Below are 18,086 nucleotides of genomic sequence, written 5' to 3'. Positions count from 1 at the left end.
GGGCCCTTATGGAACCCCGCCGGGGGGGCTCTCCCCCCGGGGGCCAATCCCAACCCCCCCCCCGTTTTCGGCCACACCCCCCGGCTCCGCCCCCCCGGGGGGGGGGGGGGGCCCGGCGCGGGGCCCCCCCCCACGTCGTTCCCCCGGCAGAGCCTGTCCGGCGGAACGCCGAAGAATCACCCCTTCGGGGAGGCGCTCGGAGTGAACGGGGGAGCGCCAGGGGGCGTGTTCGCCCAGCCTGCGCCTCGGAGTGATCACGGCGACCTACCGTCGTCACCATGGGACGCGGGGACCTGGCGACGCTGGTACGGATCTGCGATCTGGCGGGCCGGCCGCGCGGCACCGGTTTCCTCGCCGACCACCACGGAACGGTCGTCACCAGCCACGAAGCCGTCGACGGGCTCAGCCGTGTCCTCCTGCACGCCCCCGGCGACCGCAGCTGGCTCGCCGAGGCCGAGGCGGTCACATCCCTGCCGGAGAGCGGACTCGCCCTCGTACGGACCGAGGGACTCGGCGTCCGGCCGCTGCCCCTCGCGACCCGCACCGAGATCGAACCCGGCACCTACGTACGGATCGCCGCCCACGGCTGGCGCGAGGCGCGGGTGCTCGGCCCCGCCGCCGTCACGTACGCCGCCGCCGACCGGTTCCACACCCTCGCCGACGCCCTCGAACTCGCCATCGGCACCGAGGGCGCCGAGGCCCTCCGCCGCGGCGGACAGGCCGCCGGCGGCCCCGTCCTCGACACCGCCACCGGCACCGTCCTCGCCGTCCTCGGCACCGCCCTGTACGGCGACCGCGAGGCCGCCGGATACGCGGTGCCGCTCCGGCCCGAAGGCCCCCTCACCGCCCTGCTCCGGCGCAACGCGGCGACCGTCCCCGCCTACGGACCCGACCTCAACCTCGCCGGGATCCTGGAACTGACCGCCACGTCCGGCGGGCCCGTGCGGGAACCCGACCCCTGGCCCGAGCCCGTCGAACGTCCCGAATGCGTCCGGGAGTTCACCCGCTTCACCGCGGGAGAGGCGCCCGTCCTCGCGCTCGTCGGCGCCCCCGGCACCGGACGCACCACGGCACTCGCCGCGCTCTGCGCCCGCCGCGCCCGGGGCGTCGCACCCGCCCCCACCGTCCGGCTGCGCGGCGCCGACCTGCGCGCCGACGACCGCTCGGTCGCCGACGCCGTCGGCCGCGCCCTGCACCAGGCGGGCCGTATCGTCGCGGCCTCCGGGGCGCTCGGCGACACAACCACCGTGACCCCGGAACGGGCCGCGGCCCTCGCCCACGAGGCGGGCCGGCCGCTCCTCGTCGTCCTCGACGGCCCCGAGGAGATGCCGCCGCTCCTCGCCCACCGGCTCGCCGAGTGGACCGCGGCCACCGAGGGCTGGCTCCGCGCCCACCACGTCCGCCTCGTCACCGCCTGCCGTCCCGAGCACTGGGAACTGGCCGGCGCCCTCTACACCCCGGAGGCGCCGCACCGGCCGGCCACCGGCTCCGGGGACGCACCCGGGGGCGGGCCCGGGGCCGGGCAGCCTCCCGCCCTCGTCCTCGGGTCGTACTCCGCGACGGAGGCCCAGGCCGTACGCGAGGGATACGGCCTCCGGGAGACCGACCTCGCCGAGGCCGACGCCCGGCACCCGCTCGCCCTGCGACTGCTCGCCGAGGTACGGGCCGCGCTGCCGGCGGACGTACCGGGGCGGCCGGGACGCGAGGAGATCTTCACCGCCTACCTCGACCTCCTCTGCCTGCGGATCGCCGTCCGGATCGCCGCGGGCTCCCGGCCACTCGTCCGGGGGACCGCCGTACGCCGGCTCGCCGCGCGCGTGACCGGCCAGGTCCACGAGGCGGCCCGCCGGTGCCTCGGTCCGGGGCACGGCGTCCTCGACCGCTCCTCCTTCGAGGAACTCTTCCCCTGGCGGGACGGCTGGGCCTCGGCCGTCCTCACCGAGGGGCTGCTCGTCCCGGCGGGCTCCGGCTACCGGTTCGCCCACGAGGAACTCGCCGACTGGGTGCAGGCGGCCCATCTGGACCTGGACGCGGCCCTGCACGCACTGGTCCACAGCCGCCACGACGACGCGCCGCCGGAGCCCGCTCCCCGCCCGGGGGACGGGGCGCCGGGCACGGGGGCAGGGGCGCGTTCACCCGCAGGGGAGCACCCGTCCTTCCTCACCCCGGACGCGACGAGCGACCCCGCTCCTCCCGCGCGTGCCGGCGGTCCGACCGCCGGGCCCGGCGCCGACGTCCCCCGGCAGCGCACCGCCGGCGAATCGGAACCGGGGGCCGGCCGGCCGCCCGTGCCGCGGCACCGCATCGGGCCCGTCCTCCAGGCGATGCTGCGCCTCCACCGCGAACAGGGACCGGCCGGCCTGGCCCCCCACCTCGCGGCCCTCGCCGACTCCCTCGACCGCTTCGCCGACGGGGACACGGGGCCCGAGTATCCCCCGGCGTCCCACCCGTACGCCGGCGCCGTCTGGTGGGCCGCGCGGCTGTTCGAGGAGACCGTGCGGCGAGTGGGGGACCCGCGGCCGTATCTGCCCGTCCTCCGGTCGCTCGCCGACCGGGTCGGCGGCCGGCCGGGGCACCGTCCGGTCTTCGCCGCCTTCGGCACCGCGTTCTGGCTCGCGCTCCCGCTCGGTGAGGACGAGCGGATCGATCTGCTGCGGCGGCTCGTACCCGCCGACCCGGCGCCCGGCCGTGGGGCCGGTCACGAGACCGGCGGGGACCGGATTCTCGACGCCGTCGCGGGGATGCTCGCCGCAGACCCCCGGGGTGTCCAGCCGCTCCTCTGCCGCTGGTTCGGCGACGACCGTCCCCTCCCCGCCGCCCCGCACGCGACCGTCGCCACCGCCGCCCAGGCCCTGCTGCACACCCATCGGGCGCTCGCCGTCGACGACCTGTGCGAGGCGCTCGTCTCCACCGCCCATCCGCTCGCCGAAGGCCTGCTCGCCGCCCTCGCCGAGGACGAGCCCGCCGCCGTCTGCCGGGCCGTCGACCGGTGGGCCCACGACGACGGGCGCCCGGAGCGGCGCGTCGCCGCCGCCGCGTACGGAGACCTGGTCGCCGGACACACCACCACCTCCGCCGACCGGGAGCTCCTCCGCTACGCCGCTCTCGCGCTGCTCGCCCGCCCCGGCGACCAGGCCCTCCACGGAGCCGCTCTGGGCCTCCTGATCAGGGACCCGCACAGCCGCGCCCGCCATCTGCCCCGCGCCCTCGCCGAGCCCCGGGTCCCGGCGGGCGCCCTCGCCGAGGCCCTGGCCACCGACCCGGGACCGGTGCTCGCCGCCTTCGGGGCCCGGCTGCGCGGGGCGGGCGAGGTTCCGGCCGCCGCCCTGCGCGCCCTCGCCGAGGTCGACACGCCCGCCCTCGCCCGCCGGATCGCCGTCCTCGTCCGCGACTACGCCGCCCGCCACCCCGAGGGCGCGCGGCACGTGGCCGACTTCGTCGACCGCCGGTTCGAGGACGGCCCGGCGGCCAGGGCCGTGCTCCACCCCCTGGTCACCGGGTTGATCCGGGGCCGCCCCGCCCCCGTCCGCCGCGCGCTCGCCCCCGTTCTCGCCGCTCCCGGCACCGGTGCCTCCCGCCACCTGCGTGCCGAACTGCTCGACGTACTCCTCACCCACGAGCGGTACGAGGCCGAAGCGGGGGAGCTGAGCGTCCTCGAGGCCCTCCTGACGGCCGCCGCCGAGGGCGCCGAGTCCCGCAGCGAGCCCCGCACCCGGGAGCTCACCCACCGGGTCGGCGCCCTGTGGGCCCGTACCCCCGAGGGCGCGGGGCGGCTCGACCCGGCCCTCGCGGGACTCGCCCGCGCGCGGCCGCCGTTCGCCGCGCTGCTCGCCCGCTGGACGGTCGCCCGCCCCGGCGACTGGGTGCCGCTGCTCGGTCCCGAGACCCTCCAGGCGCTGCGGACCCACGGCACGTCCATGCCGATGCGAACCGACGGCCGTGGGCATGGCAGTCTTAGACCTGCGTAATCGGCGAACAGGCGGACGAGGAGCGGTCACAGTGCAGCGCTGGCGTGGCTTGGAGGACATTCCCCAGGACTGGGGGCGCAGCGTCGTCACCATCGGCTCCTACGACGGTGTGCACCGCGGGCACCAGCTGATCATCGGGCGGGCCGTCGAGCGCGCGAGGGAGCTCGGCGTCCCCGCCGTCGTGGTCACCTTCGACCCGCACCCCTCCGAGGTCGTACGGCCCGGCAGCCATCCGCCGCTGCTCGCCCCGCACCACCGGCGCGCCGAGCTGGTGGCCGGCCTCGGTGTGGACGCGGTGCTCGTGCTGCCGTTCACCGCCGAGTTCTCCCAGCTGTCCCCGGCCGATTTCATCGTCAAGGTGCTCGTCGACAAGCTGCACGCCAAGGCCGTCATCGAGGGCCCCAACTTCCGCTTCGGGCACCGGGCCGCAGGAGACGTCGCCTTCCTCACCGAGCTGGGCGCCACCTACGACTACGAGGTCGAGGTCATCGACCTGTTCGTCAGCGGCACGGCGGGCGGCGGCCGGCCGTTCTCCTCCACGCTCACCCGCCGGCTCGTCGCCGAGGGCGACATGGCGGGGGCGGCCGAGATCCTCGGCCGTCCGCACCGGGTCGAGGGCATCGTGGTCCGGGGCGCGCAGCGCGGCCGCGAGCTCGGCTTCCCGACGGCCAACGTCGAGACCCTGCCGCACACGGCGATCCCGGCGGACGGCGTCTACGCGGGCTGGCTGACGGCGGCGGGGGAGCGGATGCCGGCGGCCATCTCGGTCGGTACGAACCCGCAGTTCGACGGCACGGAGCGGACGGTCGAGGCGTACGCGATCGACCGCGAGGGGCTCGACCTGTACGGGCTGCACGTGGCCGTGGACTTCCTGGAGTACGTGCGGGGGATGCTCAAGTTCGACACCCTGGACGATCTGCTCCTGGCGATGGCGGGCGACGTGAAGCGCTGCCGGGAGCTCACGGAGGCGTACGACCGGGAGCACCCGCAGGTCTGAGCCCGGCCGCCGCCTCCTCCGTACCGCTCACCAGGTGACGAAGAGCTCCTTCGGGCCGCGGATCAGCCCCTTCGACTGCCACACCACGTCCTCGGGGCTTCCCGCGAGCCGCAGGTCCGGATAGCGGCGCAGCAGCGTCGACAGCATCACCTCGGACTCCATGCGGGTGAGCATGGCGCCCATGCAGTGGTGCGGACCGTGCCCGAAGGAGACATGCCCGATGCCCTCCCGGTCGAAGTCGAGGGTGTGCGGGTCCTCGAAGGCCTCCGGGTCGCGGTTCGCCGCGAGGTAGGAGGCGTACACCGCCTCACCCGCCCGGATCAGCACCCCGCCGATCTCGACGTCCTCCGTCGCGATCCGCGGCAGCCCCACCCCGTTCCGGTGCGGGATCCACCGCAGCAGCTCGTCCACCGCCTGGGGCAGCAGCTCGGGCTCGGCGCGCAGCCGGTCCGCGAGCTCCGGCCGGGTGAGCAGCACGTAGACCATGTTGGCGCTGTTGTTCCGTACCGCGTGGGCGCCGCTGATCAGGATGGCCATGGCCAGCGAGACGGCCTCTTCGGCGTTGATCCTGCCCTCCGCGAGGGACTCGGCGAGCACCCCCGCGAGATCGTCCTGCGGTTCGGCGAGCCGCCGGTCGAGCAGCCGGGTGACATAGCCGTGGATGTGGGCCTTGGCTGCCCGGCTGCTCTCCGGTCCGGGTCCCGACGACAGGATGAGGTCGGGCCAGGAGGCCAGCTCCGCCCGGTCCTCGTCGGGGACGCCGAGCAGGTCGCAGACCACAGCCATCGGCAGCGGGCCGTGCAGGTGCCTCATCAGGTCGGCGGGCCGGCCGGCCGCCTCCATCGCGTCCAGGAAGCGGTCGGTGCTCGCCTGGGCCAGGGGACGCAGGCGTTTGGTGCTCTGTCCGGTGAACGCCTTGGTCACCGCCTTGCGCAGCTGGGTGTGGTACGGCGGATCGGCGTAGTTCAGGGCCGCCTTCGAGGCCACCATGTGGCCGGTCATCCTGGTGACCTGCCGGTCGAGCAGCGCCGTCCGGCTGAACCGGGGGTCGGAGGTCACCGCGCGCACGTCCTCGTACCGCGTCACCAGCCAGGCCTCGTTCTCCGCGGTGAACGGCAGCCGGATGCGGGCGACGGGCTCCTTGTCGAGGAGTTCGGTGAGCAGCGGGTCGAAGGCGAGGGCGGGGAGGTCGTCGACGGCCCAGGTACGGGCGGGCGGGGGCGGCGGGGAGCCGGCGGTCGTCCGTTCGGAGGGTGTCGCTTCTGACGCCGGTTCGGCGGTCGTCTCGGAGGTCATGGGGTGGCTGTTCCCGGCGGCGGACGGCGGCGATCCGCCGAGCGCCCACAGCCCCCTGAACGGAGCACCCTCCGGAGGCCCCGCCCCTCACCCAGCGTAGGCGTCCGGTGGCGCTCGCGGTTGCGGGGTCGCGATCACCGGGTGAGTGTGGGCGGCAGTTCACGCGAACGAGACGAAGGAGCGAGTGTCGTGGTGACTTTGTGCAAGCCCGCGGTGTCCGTGCCCGAGCACGTGATCACGATGGAGGAGACCCTCGACCTCGCCCGCTCACACCATCAGGGGCATCCTCAACTGGCCCTGGCCCTACGCCTGATCGGCAACACCGGGGTGACCAGGAGACACATTGTCCAGCCCATCGAGGAGACCCTGAAGCATCCAGGCTTCGAGGAACGCAACATCCGCTACGAGGCAGAGGCCAAGGCCCGCGTCCCGGGCGTCGTCCGGGAGGCCCTGGACAACGCGACGCTGCGCCCGGCGGACATCGACATGATCGTCTACGTCTCGTGCACGGGCTTCATGATGCCGTCCCTGACCGCCTGGATGATCAACACCATGGGCTTCCCCAGCCACACCCGCCAGCTCCCCATCGCGCAGCTCGGCTGCGCCGCCGGCGGAGCGGCGATCAACCGGGCACACGACTTCTGCACCGCCTACCCCGATGCCAACGTCCTCATCGTGGCCTGCGAGTTCTGCTCGCTCTGCTACCAGCCCACCGACCTGGGCGTCGGCTCGCTGCTCTCCAACGGCCTCTTCGGCGACGCGGTCGCCGCCGCCGTGGTGCGCGGCCGGGGCGGCACCGGGATCGCCCTGGAGCGCAACAGCTCCCACCTCGTCCCCGACACCGAGGACTGGATCGCCTACAGCGTCCGCGCCACCGGCTTCCACTTCCTGCTCGACAAGCGGGTGCCCGGCACGATGGAGCCGCTCGCCCCGGCGCTCCGCGAGGTCGCGGGAGAACACGGCTGGGACGCCGGGAAGCTGGACTTCTACATCATCCACGCGGGCGGGCCGCGCATCCTCGACGACCTGAGCCGCTTCCTCGAAGTGCCCCCCGAGGCGTTCCGGTTCAGCCGTGCCACGCTCACGGAGTACGGCAACATCGCCAGCGCCGTGGTCCTGGACGCCGTCCGCCGGCTCTTCGAGGAGGGCGGGCAGCCCGAGGGCGCGCGGGGGATCCTCGCCGGCTTCGGCCCCGGGATCACCGCCGAGATGTGCCTCGGACGGTGGACGAACGCCCCGGTCACCTCCGAGCCGAACCTCGGGACCCGCCGCATCGTGGGCTACTCGCCGTCGCTCCAGCCGGCCCGTACGGCCGCCTGAGCGCCGAGCGCCGACCACCGCGTACGTGTACGAGTACGAGCCCCGTGACGACCCCGGACGCCGTGTCCGACGAACCGACGAACCGCCCCAGCAGAGGAGAGCCATGTCCGCCACGCCACCCTCCCCCCGCAGCAGGCGCCCGAAGGCCCTGCGAGGCTCCGCCGCGCTCACCGCGCTGGTCGCCGGAGCGGCCGCCGCCTCGCTCGCCGGCGCACCCGCCGAGGCGTCCACGCCCCTCGCGGGCCGGGTCCCCATGCACCAGTGCTGGGTGAACGGTGTCGCCGCCCCGCCCGGCGAGATCGTCAGCGGGACCAACAACGACGACAACATCTTCTGCGACAGCGACCTGGAGAACGTCACCGTCTGGGGCGGCGACGGGAACGACATGATCGAGGTACGCGGCCTCGTCATCGACTCGGCCGTGATGGGGGGCGAGGGCGACGACGTCATCCGTGCCAAGCACCTCGTGCCGCAGAACGCCTCCAGCATGGTCCGGGGCAACCGGGGCAACGACATCATCAAGGTCGCCACCGTCGCGGGTGACGGCGCGGAGCACGGCGCGGTCGTCCACGGCGACGACGGCGACGACAAGATCACCACCGGCTCGGTCACCGGCGCGCCCGGCAAGTTCAACCGGGGCGGCGGCATCGTCACCGGCAACGACGGCGTCGACACCATCAAGGTGGGCACGATCGACTTCTCCGGCCGGGTCCTCGGCGGCAGCGAGGCCGACACCATCGAGGCGGCGGCGCTCGGTCCCGAGTCCGGCGGCATGATCCAGGCCGGGCCCGGGGACGACGAGATCAGCGGACCCGGCGGCGCGATCCTGACCGTCGGCCCGCACTGGGGCTCCGTGGACGCCGGTGTCGGCAAGGACACCTGCACGGTGAAGTCCGTCTCCACCCGTACGTCCATCAGCTCGTGCGAGATCCTGCCCAAGGCGGCCCCCGCGGACGGCGCGGCCAAGCCCTCGGGGCCCGCCAAGCCCGGGGGGCCCACGGAGGCCGAGCAGGAGGGGCAGGTCGGCGCCCCGGCCGAGCCCGTGGAGCAGGGGTACCCCGTCGGCCGGCCCGCACCGGTGGACGCGCCCGCCGAGCCCGCCGCGGAGCCCGGCGTCCGCTGAGCCGGACCGGCTCAGACCGCGGCCTGCCGCGTCACCCAGTGGCAGGCCACCTCCTGGGTCCCGCCGCCGCCCAGGACCGGCAGGCCCTCGCCCCGGCAGCGGTCCGCGACCGCCGCCGCCTCGCCGGAGGCGAGGACCTGGCAGCGGGCGTGGAAGCGGCACCCGGAAGGGATGCGGGACGGGTCCGGGGGCTCGCCGGTCAGCACCACCGGAGCGCCACCGGACTCCGGCAGCACCGACAACAGCGCCCTGGTATAGGGGTGTTGGGGACGGGTCAGTACGGACTCGACCGTGCCGGTCTCCACGACCCGCCCCAGATACATCACCGCCACCCGGTCCGCGATGTTCCACGCGAGCCCCAGATCATGGGTCACCACCAGAGCGGCGAGCCCGAGTTCGTCGCGCAGGCGCAGCAGCAGCGCCAGGATCTCGCCCCGTACGGACGCGTCGAGGGACGCCACCGGCTCGTCGGCGACGATGAGTTCGGGCTCCAGGACCAGCGCCCCCGCGATCACCACCCGCTGCCGCTGGCCGCCGGACAGCTCGTGCGGATAGCGCAGGAAGAAGCGCTCCGGGGGCCGGAGCCCGGCCCGCGCGAGCGCCCCGGCGACCGCCTCCCGCTCGTCGCGCTCCGACCGGTGGAGTCCGTGGATCCGCAGCCCCTCCGCCACCGCGTCGTACACGGTGTGCCGGGGGTTCAGCGAACCGCTCGGGTCCTGGAGCACCAGCTGGGCCCGCTTCCGGTAGGCCTTGAGGGCCCCGGCGGAGTACCCGAGCGGCTGCCCGTCGAAGGCGACCGTCCCCGACGTGGGCCGCACAAGACCGAGCAGCGAACGCGCGAGCGTCGTCTTGCCGCACCCCGACTCCCCGACAAGGGCCACGATCTCGCCCGCGCCGATGTCCAGGTCCACCCCGTCGACCGCGCGCGCGGTCGGCGCGCCCCGCCGCCCGGGGAAGGCGACGTGCAGACCGCGCGCCGAGAGCAGCGGCCCCGCGGATGTCTCCGTACTCATGACGTACTCCCCACATGGACGCAGGCGGCCCGGTGTCCCGCGCCCGCCTCCCGCAGTTCCTGGTCGCTCGTCCCGCAGGTGTCCACCGCCACCGGGCAGCGCGGATGGAAGGTGCAGCCCCCCGGCAGGTCCGCCGGGTCCGGCGGGTCGCCCGGCAGGCCGCGCGGCGCCCGCCGGGACGCGAGGTCCCCGATGCGGGGGAACGCCGAGGACAGCGCGCGACCGTAGGGGTGGCGGGCGGCCTCGTACACCGCCCGAGCCGGCCCCTCCTCGACGACCCGGCCCGCGTACATCACGGCGAGCCGGTCGCAGGTGTCCGCGAGGACCGCGAGGTCGTGGCTGATCATCAGGAGGCTGATGGACTGCTCGGCGACGAGCCGCTCGATCAGCCGCAGGATCTGCGCCTGGATCATCACGTCGAGCGCGGTCGTCGGCTCGTCCGCGACGATCAGCCGGGGATCGCAGGCGAGGGCCATCGCGATCATCACCCGCTGCCGCTGCCCGCCGGACAGCTCGTGCGGATAGGCGGCCGCCCGCGCGGCGGGCAGACCGACGTGTTCGAGCAGCTCACCCGCGCGTCTGCGGGCCGCCGTCGGGGTCGCGTGGCCGTGGACGAGCAGCGGCTCGGCGATCTGGTCCCCGATCCGGTGCACCGCGTTGAGCGAGTGCATCGCGCCCTGGAAGACGATCGAGGCACCCGCCCAACGCACGGCCCTGAGACGTCCCCAGGTCATGGCGAGGACGTCGTCGCCGTCGAGCAGGATCCGGCCCTCGATCCGCGCCGAGGCCGGCAGGAGCCGTAGCAGCGCGAGCGCGAGCGTGGACTTGCCGCAGCCGGACTCGCCCGCCACCCCCAGCTTGCTGCCCGCCTCCAGGGTCAGGTCGACCCCGCGTACGGCGGGCACGGCGGCCGCGCCCGAGCCGTACGTCACCTTGAGGTCCCGTACTTCCAGGAGGTTCTGTGTGTTCATCGTCCCACCCCCAGCTTCGGGTTGAGCACGGACTCCACCGCGCGACCGCACAGGGTGAAGGCGAGCGCGACCAGGGCGATGGCGATGCCGGGCGGGGCCAGGTACCACCAGTGCCCGGAGGAGACGGCGCCCGCCTCCCGCGCGTCCTGGAGCATCCCGCCCCAGGAGACCACCGTCGGATCACCGAGCCCGAGGAAGGCGAGGGTCGCCTCGGTGAGGATGGCGCTGGAGATGCCGAGCGTGGTCTGCGCGAGCACCAGCGGCATCACGTTGGGCAGCACGTGCTTGCTCATGACGTGCCCGTGGCCGCCGCCGAGCGCGGTCGCCCGCTCGATGTACGGACGGGACTCCACCGCGATCGTCTGCGCCCTGACCAGGCGGGCGGTGGTCGGCCAGCAGGTCACGCCGATCGCCAGGACCACCGTCCACATCGACCGGGACATGACGGTGGCGAGCACGATCGCGAGCACGAGGGCCGGCATCACCAGGAACCAGTCGGTGATCCGCATGACGACGGTCGAGAACCAGCCGCCGTAGTGTCCGGCGATGATGCCCACCAGGGTGCCGATGGCGACCGAGAGACCCGCCGCGAGGAGGCCCACGAGCAGCGAGATCCGCGCTCCCCAGATCAGCAGGCCGAGCAGCGAGCGCCCGAACTGGTCCGTGCCGAGCGGGAATTCGAGGCTGGGTGCCTCCAGGGCCGTGCCGGGGGCCTTCGTCACCGACTGCACGTCGGCGCCGACGAACAGCGGGGCGGTGAGCGCGAGCAGCGCGATCAGCGCCAGGCCGGCGAGGCCGAGGAGCCCGGCCCGGTGCCCGCGGTACGCCTTCCAGAAACGGGCCATCGTGTTCCGGCGGCGTTCCCAGGTCAGTGACGACGTCGACCGGCCGCCGGTCGGTTGTGTGGAGGTCATCGGCCCACCCGGGGGTCGAGCAGCGGATAGAGCAGGTCGGCGATCAGGTTCATCACGATCATCGCTCCGGCGAAGACCACGAACAGGCCCTGGACCAGCGGCAGATCGGGCACGCTCAGTGCCTGGTAGAACAGCCCGCCGAGCCCCGGCCAGGAGAACACGGTCTCCACCAGGATCGAACCGGCGGCCACATGGCCCAGATTGATGAAGATCATGGTGACGGTCGGCAGGAGCGCGTTCGGTACGGCGTGCCGGCGGCGCACGGCGTCGTCGCGCAGCCCCTTCGCCCGCGCGGTGGTCAGATAGTCGCCGCCCATCTCGTCGAGCAGCGAGGAACGCATCACGAGCAGGGTCTGGGCGTAGCCGACGGCCACGAGCGTGACGACGGGCAGCACCAGATGGTGGGCGACGTCGAGGACGTACGCGAAACCGGTCTCGCCGGTCCCCGACTCCATGCCGCCGGTCGGGAACAGCCCCGGGATCGGACCCATGCCCACGGAGAACACGATGATCAGCAGCAGCCCCAGCCAGAAGGAGGGCACCGACCACAGGGTCAGCGCGATCCCGGTGTTCAGCCTGTCGCCGAGACCGCCGTGCCGCCACGCCGAGCGGGTGCCGAGCCAGAGCCCGAGCGCCGAGTAGATCACCACGGCGACCCCGGTGAGCAGCAGGGTCGCCGGGAGCTTCTCCGCGATCAGCTCCCCGACGGGGGTACGGAACTGGAACGAGGTGCCGAGATCGCCGCTCAGCGCCTTGGCGCAGTAGTCGGTGAACTGCTGCCACAGCGGCAGATCGAGCCCGAACTGACGCCTCAGGGTGGCGAGCTGTTCGGCTGACGTGGGCACGCCGTGCGTCATCGCCCTCACCGGGTCACCGGGGATGATCCGGAAGAGGAAGAAGCTGGTGACCAGTACGGCGAAGAGCGAGACGAGCGCGCCGCCCAGCTTCCCCGCCGCGTGGCGGAGATAGCCGAGGGAGGAACCGGTGCGGGACGCGCCGTCCGTGGCGGGGGCCTTCTCGGCCCGCGCCACGTCGGCTGCGGTGCTTGCCGTCGTCACGTCCTACTCGCGGTCGTCGGCGGTGGAGCGGCGGCGCAGGCCGAGGACGATGCCGGCGCCGACCACGGCCACCACGGCCACGCCGACGCCGACGATCACCCCGGTGGACGAGCCGCCGTCGGAGCCGGCGGCCCTGGCCGTGGGCACGGCCGACCACCAGCTCCAGTAGCCGTCCTGGCCCCACAGGTTTCCGGCTGCCTCGGGCATGGTCGTGATGGACGCGATCTGGTCCGTGCGGTACGCCTCGAGGGCGTTCGGGTAGGCCATGATGTTCATGTACCCCGTGTCGTACAGCCGGGACTGCATCCGCTTCACCAGATCCGCCCGCTTGGCGGCGTCGTACTCGACCGCCTGCCGCGCGTAGAGCCCGTCGAACTCCTTGTCGCAGATGAAGTTGTCGGTCGCTCCGGAGTCCTTCGGGGTCGCGGGGAGCGTGCCGCAGGTGTGGATCGACAGGACGTAGTCCGGGTCGGGGTTGACCGACCAGCCGTCGAAGGCCAGGTCGTAGTCGCCCTTGACCCAGGGGTCGGAGACGCTGTCCAGGCACTCGACCTTCAGTCCGATGCCCAGCTTGCCCCACCACTCCTGGAGGTACTTGCCGACCGCCTTGTCGTTCGGGTCGGTGGCGTGGCAGAGGATCCGGAACTCCAGCGGCTTGCCGTCCTTGCCGAGCCGCTTCCCCGCGGCGTTCTTCCGGTACCCGGCCGCGTCGAGCGTCTTCTCCGCCGCGGCGGGGTCGTACGCCCGCTTCTGCCCGGCCTCCGGCTTCCAGAAGTACGAGCCGAAGCGCGGCGGGATGTATCCCTCGCCCTCGACGGCGTGGCCCTGGAAGACCTTGTCCACGATGGTCGTCCGGTCGACCGCGAGGAAGAGTGCCTTGCGGACGGCCGGGTCGAGCAGCGCCTTGTGCCCGTTGCCGAAGGTCTTGCCGTCCTGGGCCTTGGCGCCCGGGTTGGTGGCGAGGGCGTAGAACCGGCGGCCGGGCGCGTCGTTGACCGTGATGTTCTTCTGCGTCGTGAGCGCGGCGGCCTGGGCGGGCGTCAGGTTCGGTACGAAGGACACCTCGCCCTTCTGGAGGGCGGCGACGGCGGCGTCCCCGTCCTTGTAGTACTTGAAGACCAGCTCGTCGAACTTCGGCGCGCCCCGCCAGAACTTCTTGTTCGGCTTGAGCTTGATGTACTGGTCGACCTTGAAGTCCGTGATGACGAAGGGCCCGTTCCCGACGATGGGGAACTGCTTGTCGTTGTTGAACTTCGAGAAGTCGCCGACCTTCTCCCAGACGTGCTTCGGCACGATCGGCACGTCGAGCGCCGTCATCGTCGCCTGGGGCTTCTTCAGGCGGATCACGAGCGTCCGCGGGTCGGGCGCCGTGACCCGCTCGAAGTTGGCCGTGAAGCTGCCGTTGGCGGTGGCGGCGTTCGGGTCGGTCATCATCTTGTTGAAGGTCCAGGCCGCGTCCTCGGCGGTGGCCGGCTTCCCGTCGGACCAGGTCGAGTCCTCACGGATCGTGTACGTCCACGTCAGCTTGTCCGGCGAGGAGGTCCACGCCGTCGCGAACCCCGGGACGGGACGGGCGTCCTTCGCGTCGTAGTTGGTGAGGTACTCGTAGGCCAGCCGGTGGATGCTGGTCGAGGTGAGCTTCTGCGCGAGGAACGGGCTCAGCGAGTCGATGCTCTGGGAGACGGCGACGGTGAGCGTGTTCGTGGCCGGGGCCTTGCTGTCGGCGGCGGCGGTACCGGGGACGGCCACGAGCGAGACGGTGGCGACACCGGCGGCGACACCGGCGGCGAGCAGCGGACGGAGTGCTCTGTGGGCGACGGGGGCGGGGCGGGGTGGAGCCTTCGTGACCATGACCATGGGACGTGACCTCGCGTCGGGCTGTCGTGGATCTTGGGCTGACGATGGGTGAAGCGAAGGTGTATCAGCGGTGGTCTGCCGTCGTCAACGATCCCTCAAACCCCTTGTGGACTGCGGGAATGCCACGAGGCCCCGCACCGGGGAACCGGTACGGGGCCTCATTGGTCTACTCCTGTGACGCCTTACTGCTGAGGGGCTGGCGGAGCCCCCGGGGGCTGCTCCTGGTGCCAGTCGGGCGGCGGGACCTGCGCCTGTGCCTGGTCGTGGCCCTGATGGAACCCGGAGCCGTGATCCTGCGGATCCGTCTGCGGGGGCAGCGGCTGACCGGGCTGCGGCTGCTGCCAGCCCTGGGGCATCCCGGGCTGCCCGGCGGGCGCGCCGAACGGCTGTCCGGGCAGGGGCTGTGCTCCGTACGGCTGACCCGGCGCGGCGTGACCGGGCGCGGCCTGACCGGGCATCGGATGCCCGGGCATCGGCTGCGCCGCGTAGGGCTGACCGGGCGCGGGCTGCGCTCCGTACGGCTGACCCGGGGCCGGCGGCTGTCCGTAGGGCTGCTGCGGGTACGGCTGCCCGGGGGCGGGCTGACCCGGCATCTGCTGACCGGGCGCGGGCGGCGCTCCGTACGGCTGACCCGGTACGGGCTGTCCGGGCGCGAACTGCCCCGGCACGGGCTGCCCGGGCATCGGCTGACCCGGCATCGGCTGGCCGGGCATGGCCTGACCCGGCATCGGCTGTCCCGGCATCGGCTGGCCGCCCGGCATCGGCGGGGCCATGTGCGGAGGCATCGCGCCCTGCCCGTCGCCGGTCCACAGGCCCTGCGCCTGCTGGGCCCGTACGAAGTCCTCGGCCACCATCGCCGAGAGGTGGAAGTACGCCTCCCGGGTCTTCGGCCGCATCATGTCGAGGTCCACCTCGGCACCGGCCGACAGGTGTTCGTCGAAGGGCACGACCACGACACCGCGGCAGCGCGTCTGGAAGTGCTGCACGATGTCCTCGACCTTGATCATCTTTCCGGTCTCGCGGACCCCCGAGATGACGGTGATCGAGCGCTGCACCAGGTCCGCGTAGCCGTGCGCGGAGAGCCAGTCGAGCGTCGTCGAGGCGCTGGAGGCGCCGTCCACGGAGGGCGTGGAGATGATGATCAGCTGATCGGCGAGGTCGAGCACCCCGCGCATGGCGCTGTACAGCAGACCCGTACCCGAGTCCGTCAGGATGATCGGGTACTGCTTGCCCAGGACGTCGATCGCCCGCCGGTAGTCCTCGTCGTTGAAGGTCGTCGAGACGGCCGGGTCCACGTCGTTGGCGAGGATCTCCAGACCGGACGGCGCCTGCGAGGTGAACCGGCGGATGTCCATGTACGAGTGGAGGTACGGGATCGCCTGCACCAGGTCACGGATGGTCGCCCCGGTCTCGCGCCGCACCCGGCGCCCCAGGGTTCCGGCGTCCGGGTTGGCGTCGATCGCCAGGATCTTGTCCTGCCGCTCGGTCGCCAGGGTCGCGCCGAGCGCGGTCGTCGTCGTGGTCTTGCCGACACCGCCCTTGAGCGAGATGACCGCGATCCGGTAGCAGGAGAGGACCGGGGTACGGATCAGCTCCAGCTTCCGCTGCCGCTCCGCCTCCTCCTTCTTCCCGCCGAGCTTGAAACGGGCGGCGCCACCGGGTGTACGGCTGGACTTCGGCTTCTGCTTGTTGTTCCGGAGCAGACGGTCGGAGGAGAGCTCGACGGCCGCGTTGTACCCGAGCGGGGCGCCCGGCACCGAACGCTCCCGCTGGTCGTGCGTCACCGGCGAGGGCCAGGCGACCCCGGTCCGGGGGTCGACCGGCGGCTGACCGTCGTACGGCGGCTGGGGAGCGGCGGCCTGCGGCGGTACGGCGGCGGGGTGCGGGTAGCCGTACCCGCCGCCCGGGACCTGCGCCTGCGGCGGCACACCGCCGGGGGGCGCGGACTGTCCCCCTGGGCCCTGCTGCCCGGGAGGTGCCCCCAGCGGGTAGCCGTAACCGCCCTGCTGCGGAGGCGGACCGGGCTGCGGGAAGCCGTAGCCGCCCTGAGGCGCGGGTGCGGGCGGCTGAGGAGCCTGCGGGTAGCCGTAGGAGCCGGGCGCCTGGGGCTGCGGCTGGGGCTGTGCCTGCGGCGGTACGGCGCCGGGAGCGGCGGGCGGCAACGGCGCGGCCTGCGGCGCGGGCTGGGCGCCCGGGGCCGGCTGCGCGGGCCACTGCTGGGCGGGTCCGGGAGCCGCCGGCTGGAAGGACGGCGGCAGCGGCGGCAGCCCACCGGCCCCCGGCCCCGCGGCGGGAAGGGGCCCGGGAGCGCCGGGGAACGGCCCGGGAGCCACACCGGGGCCGAAGCCCTGGGGCGCGTCGGCGGGCGGGTAGGAGGCGGGGGCGGCCGGGTGGGCCTCCGGAGCCGCGGGGGCGGCCGGGGTCTCGGCGGGAACGGCGCCGGTGACCGTTCCGGAGGCGGTGTTGTCGGTCTCGCCGGTCTCCGGAGTCGCCACGGCAGCGGCGGGCGCCTCGGCGGCCGCCGCGTCGGGGGTGTCGGAGGGCTCCGCCGGGGGCGCACCCTCGGTCCCCGGCTGCGCGGTCTCGTCCGACGGCGCGTCGGACGCTTCGGTCGTGTCGACCGTGTCGGCCCCGGTCGGCGCGCTGCCGGCCGTGTCCTCCGCGGGGGTGCCGTCGACGGCTCCGGCGGGGGCGGAGCTCTGATCCTCGCCCGGTGCCTGTCCCGTGTCGGAGGCGCCTTCCGCGGCGTCCGCCGGCGCGGGGGAGGCCGTCGCGGGAGAGGCCTCCGCCGCGCGCTCCGCCATCTCGCGCTGGAGCGCGGCGGGGGAGAAGCGCACGGTGGCGCCGCTCTCGACGTCCCCACCCCCGAGGGAGGATCCGGGCGCGGACGCCTCCGGAGCGGGAGCGGGCGCGGAGGCACCCGGCGTGGCGGCAGGCGGCACGGGAGCACCAGGCGCCCCGGCGCTCGCCAGGGACGCGCCCGGCACCGATCCACCCGGTACCGATCCACCCGGTACCGATCCACCCGGCATCGGGGAACCCGCTCCGGCCGCCGGCGCACCGGCCACCGGCACCCCCGCCACGGGCGTCACACCCGCGCCGACGGGAGCCGTACCCCCGGGAGCCGCCCCACCGAGCGGAGCCGCACCTACCGGAACCCCACCGACGGGAGCCGTACCCCCAGGAGCCGTGCCCGCCGGAGGCAGAGCGACCTCACCCGTCCCCGCCGGCGGAGCCGCCGGCGTGTTCCAGCTCGGCTCGAAGCCGCTGCCCGCCGGGAGCCCCGGTACCGGCAGCGGCGCTCCGCTCGGCGGCGGGGGAGTGGCACCGCCCGCCCCCGCACCGCCCGACGCGTTCTGCGTGTACCAGGCGGGCGGGGTGTAGTCGATGGTGAACTCACCCGTCATCTCGGCGGGATCCGCGTCGGACTGATCGTCGGCGGGCGGATTCCAACCCCCGTGGATCTCGTCGCGATCGCCGTTCACTTTGCCTCCTGGTGTGGTCGAGCACCCTTGTGCCGTTGTGGGCGGGGCCCTTCCACCCTAATCGGCGCGGGCGACCCCCGGGCA

At 74.0% G+C, this 18,086-nt stretch carries 11 protein-coding genes; 4 read left to right on the top strand and 7 right to left on the bottom strand.

Annotation, left to right across the window (positions count from 1 at the left end; all coding sequences use genetic code 11):
- Window positions 1-278: 278 nt before the first annotated feature.
- Both ACFVYX_RS26995 and ACFVYX_RS26990 read left to right on the top strand, forming a co-directional pair.
- Entirely contained in the window at window positions 279-3,968 is a 3,690-nt protein-coding gene (locus ACFVYX_RS26995; protein WP_389684095.1) for a trypsin-like peptidase domain-containing protein, read from the top strand.
- Window positions 3,969-3,999: 31 nt separating this feature from the next.
- Window positions 4,000-4,965 (top strand): bifunctional riboflavin kinase/FAD synthetase, encoded by a 966-nt coding sequence (locus tag ACFVYX_RS26990; RefSeq protein WP_389684094.1) that lies wholly within the window; start codon window positions 4,000-4,002, stop codon window positions 4,963-4,965.
- 27 nt (window positions 4,966-4,992) lie between these two features.
- Here the strand turns inward: ACFVYX_RS26990 and ACFVYX_RS26985 are convergent, their stop codons facing one another.
- Window positions 4,993-6,261 carry a cytochrome P450 gene (locus tag ACFVYX_RS26985; RefSeq protein WP_389684093.1) on the bottom strand — a complete coding sequence of 423 codons (1,269 nt, stop codon included), beginning with the start codon at window positions 6,259-6,261 and terminating at the stop codon, window positions 4,993-4,995.
- Window positions 6,262-6,450: 189 nt separating this feature from the next.
- Here ACFVYX_RS26985 and ACFVYX_RS26980 point away from each other — a divergent pair, with 189 nt between their 5' ends.
- Both ACFVYX_RS26980 and ACFVYX_RS26975 read left to right on the top strand, forming a co-directional pair.
- Window positions 6,451-7,581 carry a type III polyketide synthase gene (locus tag ACFVYX_RS26980; protein ID WP_389684092.1) on the top strand — a complete coding sequence of 377 codons (1,131 nt, stop codon included), beginning with the start codon at window positions 6,451-6,453 and terminating at the stop codon, window positions 7,579-7,581.
- Window positions 7,582-7,684: 103 nt separating this feature from the next.
- Complete coding sequence (locus tag ACFVYX_RS26975; RefSeq protein ID WP_389684091.1) at window positions 7,685-8,704, top strand: hypothetical protein; 1,020 nt, start codon at window positions 7,685-7,687, stop codon at window positions 8,702-8,704.
- An 11-nt stretch (window positions 8,705-8,715) separates the two neighbouring features.
- On the opposite strand, the gene ACFVYX_RS26970 is transcribed toward ACFVYX_RS26975, so the two are convergent.
- From ACFVYX_RS26970 to ACFVYX_RS26945, 6 genes are all read right to left on the bottom strand, one after another.
- Window positions 8,716-9,717 carry an ABC transporter ATP-binding protein gene (locus ACFVYX_RS26970; protein WP_389684090.1) on the bottom strand — a complete coding sequence of 334 codons (1,002 nt, stop codon included), beginning with the start codon at window positions 9,715-9,717 and terminating at the stop codon, window positions 8,716-8,718.
- Window positions 9,714-10,688, bottom strand: coding sequence for an ABC transporter ATP-binding protein (locus tag ACFVYX_RS26965; RefSeq protein WP_389684089.1), 975 nt, complete (start codon window positions 10,686-10,688; stop codon window positions 9,714-9,716). Before ACFVYX_RS26965 ends, ACFVYX_RS26970 begins: the two co-directional genes overlap by 4 nt.
- A complete protein-coding gene (locus ACFVYX_RS26960; protein ID WP_389684088.1) occupies window positions 10,685-11,602 on the bottom strand; it encodes an ABC transporter permease in 918 nt (305 codons plus the stop codon). The genes ACFVYX_RS26965 and ACFVYX_RS26960 overlap by 4 nt, the downstream gene beginning before the upstream one ends.
- The gene (locus tag ACFVYX_RS26955; RefSeq protein ID WP_389684087.1) at window positions 11,599-12,660 is read right to left on the bottom strand and encodes an ABC transporter permease; all 1,062 of its coding nucleotides are present in this window, start codon (window positions 12,658-12,660) and stop codon (window positions 11,599-11,601) included. Before ACFVYX_RS26955 ends, ACFVYX_RS26960 begins: the two co-directional genes overlap by 4 nt.
- Before the next feature lie 3 nt (window positions 12,661-12,663).
- Window positions 12,664-14,511 (bottom strand): ABC transporter substrate-binding protein, encoded by a 1,848-nt coding sequence (locus ACFVYX_RS26950; RefSeq protein ID WP_389684197.1) that lies wholly within the window; start codon window positions 14,509-14,511, stop codon window positions 12,664-12,666.
- A 188-nt stretch (window positions 14,512-14,699) separates the two neighbouring features.
- Complete coding sequence (locus ACFVYX_RS26945; protein ID WP_389684086.1) at window positions 14,700-18,002, bottom strand: SCO5717 family growth-regulating ATPase; 3,303 nt, start codon at window positions 18,000-18,002, stop codon at window positions 14,700-14,702.
- Window positions 18,003-18,086 lie beyond the last annotated feature (84 nt).

This window comes from Streptomyces sp. NPDC058326 (genome assembly GCF_042879855.1).
Classification (GTDB): Bacteria; Actinomycetota; Actinomycetes; order Streptomycetales; family Streptomycetaceae; genus Streptomyces.
This window is presented reverse-complemented; position numbering and strand designations above follow the sequence as displayed.